Annotated in this window: 3 protein-coding genes; 2 read left to right on the top strand and 1 reads right to left on the bottom strand. The window is 60.8% G+C overall.

Annotated elements, in window-relative coordinates:
* Positions 1–46: 46 nt before the first annotated feature.
* On the bottom strand, positions 47–3,124 hold the full coding sequence (locus ACWGS9_RS33975) for a Tn3 family transposase (protein ID WP_454509310.1): 3,078 nt from the start codon (positions 3,122–3,124) through the stop codon (positions 47–49).
* On the opposite strand from ACWGS9_RS33975, the gene ACWGS9_RS33970 reads away from it, so the two are divergent.
* Both ACWGS9_RS33970 and ACWGS9_RS33965 read left to right on the top strand, forming a co-directional pair.
* Positions 3,123–3,713 (top strand): recombinase family protein, encoded by a 591-nt coding sequence (locus tag ACWGS9_RS33970; protein ID WP_454509309.1) that lies wholly within the window; start codon positions 3,123–3,125, stop codon positions 3,711–3,713. The genes ACWGS9_RS33975 and ACWGS9_RS33970 overlap by 2 nt on opposite strands.
* On the top strand, positions 3,697–5,052 hold the full coding sequence (locus ACWGS9_RS33965) for a hypothetical protein (RefSeq protein WP_454509308.1): 1,356 nt from the start codon (positions 3,697–3,699) through the stop codon (positions 5,050–5,052). The genes ACWGS9_RS33970 and ACWGS9_RS33965 overlap by 17 nt, the downstream gene beginning before the upstream one ends.
* Positions 5,053–5,095: the final 43 nt, after the last annotated feature.

Genomic DNA, 5,095 nt, shown 5'->3' with positions numbered 1-5,095 from the left:
GGCACCGGTACATTATTGGGACACGGATATACGGTAGGCATGGCAATCATGCCTGATTGCCGCGCAGGGGCAGATATCCATCGGTGTCGAGCGGCAAGGCTTCGGACCAGATGTAATCGCCGGTGATATTGATGTGATCCCAGCCCAGCGGCGAGAGGCGAGCCGTGATCGTGTCTTCGATTTTCACACCTCGTGCCCTCGTTTCCGTCAGTACACGTCCGAGGTAGCGGCAGTTGAACAGGATAATAGCGGCCGTGACGAGGTTGAGGGCGGCGGCTCTGCTCGACTGGTTTTCGTGCCCGCGGTCGCGGAAACGCCCCAGACGGTGGAAGGCGACCGCCCTGGAGAGAGAGTTCCGTGCCTCCCCCTTGTTGAGCTCCGACGTGACAAGCCTGCGCAAATCAGGATCTTCGAACCAGCGCAGGGTGAACAGCGTGCGCTCGATCCGGCCGATCTCGCGCAGCGCGGCGGCAAGGCTGTTCTGCTGCCGATACGCCGAGAGCTTCCTCAGGATCAATGAAGGCGTCACGACTTTATGCCTGAGGGCGTGGATCACTCTCTGAATCTGATCCCAGTGCGAGCGGATCAGCTGCACGTTCAACCGGTTGCCGAACAAGGGCGTGAGAGGATTGTATCTGCCCTTGGGTTCGAAGGCATAGAGCTTGCGGTCTGACAGGCGCGGGATGCGGGGCTCGAACGACAGACCGAGCAGATGCATGACGGCAAAGACGATGTCCGAGACGCCGCCGCCGTCGACATGGAGCGCGGCAATGTCGACGCTGCTCTCATGCCCCAAGATTCCGTCCAGGGAATGCACAGCCTCGCTTGCGGTGCCGGCGATCACCTTCTGGTGAAGCGGGGCATACCGGTCGGTAATCGTGGTGTAGATCTTGACGATCGGGTCTCGTCCGTAATGGGCGTTGACGGCGCCGCCGGCTTCACCTGGTCCGCCGAGATAAAAAGCTTGCCCATCTGCCGATGCACGCCAGCCTTCGCCAAACCACGCTGCAATCGGCTCCGCATGGATGGCGTCCGTCAGGCTGGCGAGGGCGGCGCGGAAGGTTTCTTCCCGCATGTGCCACATCTGCATGCGCAGGAGAGCACGCCGCGATCCCGCGCCGCTGATTTCAGCCATTCGGGACAAGCCGAGATTCGTCGCTTCCGCAATCAGGGTCGCCATGAACGGCCGCATGTACGTTGGCGGCAGGCCCGTCGAGACATGCGTAAAATGCTCCGCAAAGCCCGTCCACAGATTGACCTGATCGAGAAGATCGGTGATGCGGACGTGGGGCATCAAGCGGTAGAGGGCGCCGATAACGGCCGTGCTATCGTCCTGCACGGCGTCTTCCTGATCCTTTGGGAAACGCAGCCGCCCGCCCGCGAACAGCGTCGGTTCCCTGACCGCCAACCCTCGAGCTGCCGACAGTAAGGCAGTGTCCAATGCTGCCGCCCGCGTGTCCAGATATGTGTCGGCGTCGACACTCAGAGGTGCCGGCAGCGCGTTGGTGTCCGCCTTGTCGTTCGCCAGCAGGTCATCCAGCGACCGGTGTATGCGTGAGGTCGGAACCCATACGCTTCCGCTCGCCAATGCACTGGCCAAACCGAAGTATGTCGCAAGTTCGTAGCAGGTCCGGTCGATCGAACCATTTGTGAAGACATGACGCCGCCAGCGCCGCTCGATATGGGCGAGCGGCATCGTCTCAGGCAGTCGCCGACGTTTGTCTCCGCCGATTTCCGCGAGAATGGCGACGGCATCCAGCAACGGTTTCGCAGCGCGGTTGCCCTCGAACGCAAAAGACGACAGGAAGTGGGGACCGATTTGCCTGAAGACGTGGTATTCGCGCGGGAGTTCGCTGATGATGTCCGGCCTTCCTGGCCGAAGCGACCGGCGAATGGTGGCCGCATCGTCTTCGATGATGTCGAGCGCCGCAATTTCGGTTACGGCGGAAGTGATGTCGCCACCCTCTCTCGCGGAGGTAACGAGTGCCTCCAATACATCGGCGATGCGCGCCAGTCGGGTGCGGCCCTGCTCGGCGGTGAGGGCAATTGTCTCTTCGAGCCGCTTTCGGGCGCGCAGGTTCGCCCGTGCCACCAATGACTGGAACATCGAAAGAGCGCCGTCGGTCAATGTGGCTTCAAGTTCGCGCAGCGTGGCGATCATGACGGTGTGGCGGCGATCCGCGCCCATCTGCTGGAAAGCCTGGGAGGTGTAGAGAAGCCCCTCCTTCGCCATCTTTGCCAGGCGAGGACCAAAAGTGGGCGGCAGGGTGCCGATGCCGTCAAGCGTCGAGCGGACGATGGCAGTCTTTTCGAGGATCTCGGTCAACGGCCGCGCACCGACCCGGGAAGGCGGCTCGCGCAGCCAGGACAGCCTTGTCTGACGGACATGTGTTTTGTCGACGAGCAGCGCATCCAGTTGATGACGATGGCCTCCGTCGAGCAGTGAGCAGACTTTGGCCACCATCATTCCGTCGGCCGCATGCATTGCCGAAGCCGCCAGGCGCTCGGCGACGGTAATGCCGGGGATGACGATCCTTTCCTCCCGCATTTTCTCGATCAATCGTCCGAGAAGGACTCGCCCGTCCGTCAGGCCGAGAGCTTCGTGCTCGGCCCAATTGCTGAGAACCGAACGAGCTGGTCTCGTGAAGTCGCGATAGCCATGATATTGCTTGATCGCAGCCAGTTGCTCGTACCGTGTCGCGCCACGCCGAGCGAACCGGGCGATCGCCTCCGTGCCGGCGCCGATCTGCTCGGCAATATAGTCCAGCATGACCGGAGGCAGAAACTCCCCGCGTCGCAGATGCCTTCCTGGATAACGCAGGCAACACAATTGCAGGGCATGGCTCAGGCGCGTTTCCGGTGTGCGGCTGCTGCCTATTGCAGCAAGATCGGCAGCTGCCAGCGTGTAGTGGCGGACGACCTCATCCTCAGCCTCTGGCAAAGCCAGCAGCGCGTTGCGCTGTTTCTTTGTCATCGATATCCGTGCCGGCATTTCGCTTGTCCTTTCAAAAACTGTTTGCCTTTCGTCCCCACATTGAAAGAGGATTGTGAAAGGATTTTCATCCTGATTCGTCAGCGGGACCACCGCAGTTCCGCAAACGACCGTTTTTGAAAGGGACATCATGCTGATCGGCTATGCCCGCGTAAGCAAGGGTGACGACCAATCGAACAGGGCCCAGGCACGCGCCCTGTCCGAAGCCGGCTGCAAGCGCGTCTTCGAAGAGAAAGCATCGGGCGGGCGCTGGGAACGCCCCGAGCTTCATCGCATGCTCGATCAGTTGCGCGACGGCGACACTGTCGTCGTCTGGAAGCTCGATCGCCTGTCACGCTCGCTGAAGGACGTTCTGCACCTGATGGACAGGATCGCTAGTGCCGGCGCGGGATTTCGTTCGTTGACGGAGGCGATCGACACCACAACGGCGGCAGGCCGCATGATGATGCAGATGGTGGGATCCTTTGCCGAATTCGAACGCGCCATGATCCGGGAGCGGACCACGGCCGGACTTGCCCAGGCGCGTGCCGAGGGCAGGATCGGAGGGCGTCGCAGGAAGCTCGATCAGAAGAAACGCAAGGAAATCGCCGAAAGCGTCTTGTCGGGCCGCAAGAGCGGCGCCGAAATGGCGAGGCTTTATGATGTCAGCGAGCCGACAGTCTCGCGCATCGTTGCCGAACACCGCCAGCACTTGGAGACCGACCATGCCAGCCAGTCATGATCTCAAGGGACTGATGAAGTTCCTGGCCCGCGACGAATGGCGCGGCTGTTTCGAGGAGGTGTTCGACGATCACTTCGGCCCGGTGCTCGAAGCAGGGGACATGGCGTTCGATGATCTTGCCGAAATGCTCGGCGACGACTGGGCCATGACCCTTTGGGGCTGTGCGTTCGAGGATTTCCTGGCGCAGGATTTTGACGTCGAGGGCATCAATATTGTCGACGAGTATCTCAAGCGCCGTGGCTGGAAGGAAGGCGCACAGGTGGAAGCCTATATGAAAGCGCTGCGGACATCGGTCATGAGCCTTTACGAAGTGAGCGACGTCGTACCTGGCAAATCGCTCATGGCGCGTGATCTCATCCGCGGCGGTGAGCCGATCGCCGTCAGCGAGGGCACGGCAACGCAGACCTTGAAGCAATGGGACAGGATCGCCGCTCGTATCGTGCCGGTTCTGGGCAAGAATATTTTCGCCGGCGGCCTGTTGCCTTACACGCCCCTGGCCTCGGAAGCGCTGTTCGACGGTCTGCGGCAGATGTTCGGAAAGAAGAAAATAAAGAAACTCCCAGCCGTAGGAGACGACGATCTTCGAGCAATCGCTTCCATGTTCACGCTGTCATGGTTGTTCGATACGCTTGATCGAGCAATGGCACTGCCACCGATGCAGAACTCAGATGGCGACGATCTCATGTTCCACGATGTCAGATTCCCCCTGGCAAGTGGCGTGACACAGAAGGATATCGCCGCGCGGGTGAACGCCATTCCGGGAATGTCGCAGGAGAACGCGAAGTTCTGGAACTGGCTCGAGGACAAGCCGAAGAACAGAGGGAAGGCGAAACAGGCCGACGGGCTTTCCTTCGACGCCACCATGGACAACGGTCTGCGTGTGCTGGGCAATGTGGAACTGAAAGGGCGCTTCCTGCACCTGTCAGCCAATTCCGGTGCGCGCGCGGAGAAAGGAACGGCCCTGGTCCGGCGCGCCCTCGGCGATCTCGTCCGCGCGCCGCTGACCAAAATCCGCACTGTCGAACAGATGATGGCCGAGCGGCCACCGCGCGAATGTGGAGAAGCGGCTTCCGACATCCCACCCGAAATTGCGGAGCAGGTGGTCCATGAGTTCATGGACCGTCAATACCGCGAAACCCTCGATCAGCCTGTAGGCATGCTTGGTAACAAGACGCCACGACAAGCCGTGAAATCCTCGACTGGCCGCCAGAAGGTCGCGGACTGGCTCAAATATCTCGAAAACCAGTCCGCTAAGCAGACGGACATCGCCGATCCCATGGCGACCTACAGCTTCGAGTGGATGTGGAGAGAGCTCGGCGTGCACGATCTGCGCCAATAGAACCCACTACCGTATATCCGTGTCCCAATAATGTACCGAGGCC

This window comes from Mesorhizobium sp. Arg314 (genome assembly GCF_053714275.1).
This window is presented reverse-complemented; position numbering and strand designations above follow the sequence as displayed.

Coding starts and splice junctions, on each gene's coding strand:
- ACWGS9_RS33965 (WP_454509308.1), top strand. CDS start 3,697: ATGCCAGCCAGTCATGATCTCAAGGGACTGATGAAGTTCCTGGCCCGC.
- ACWGS9_RS33970 (WP_454509309.1), top strand. CDS start 3,123: ATGCTGATCGGCTATGCCCGCGTAAGCAAGGGTGACGACCAATCGAAC.
- ACWGS9_RS33975 (WP_454509310.1), bottom strand. CDS start 3,124: ATGATGTCCCTTTCAAAAACGGTCGTTTGCGGAACTGCGGTGGTCCCG.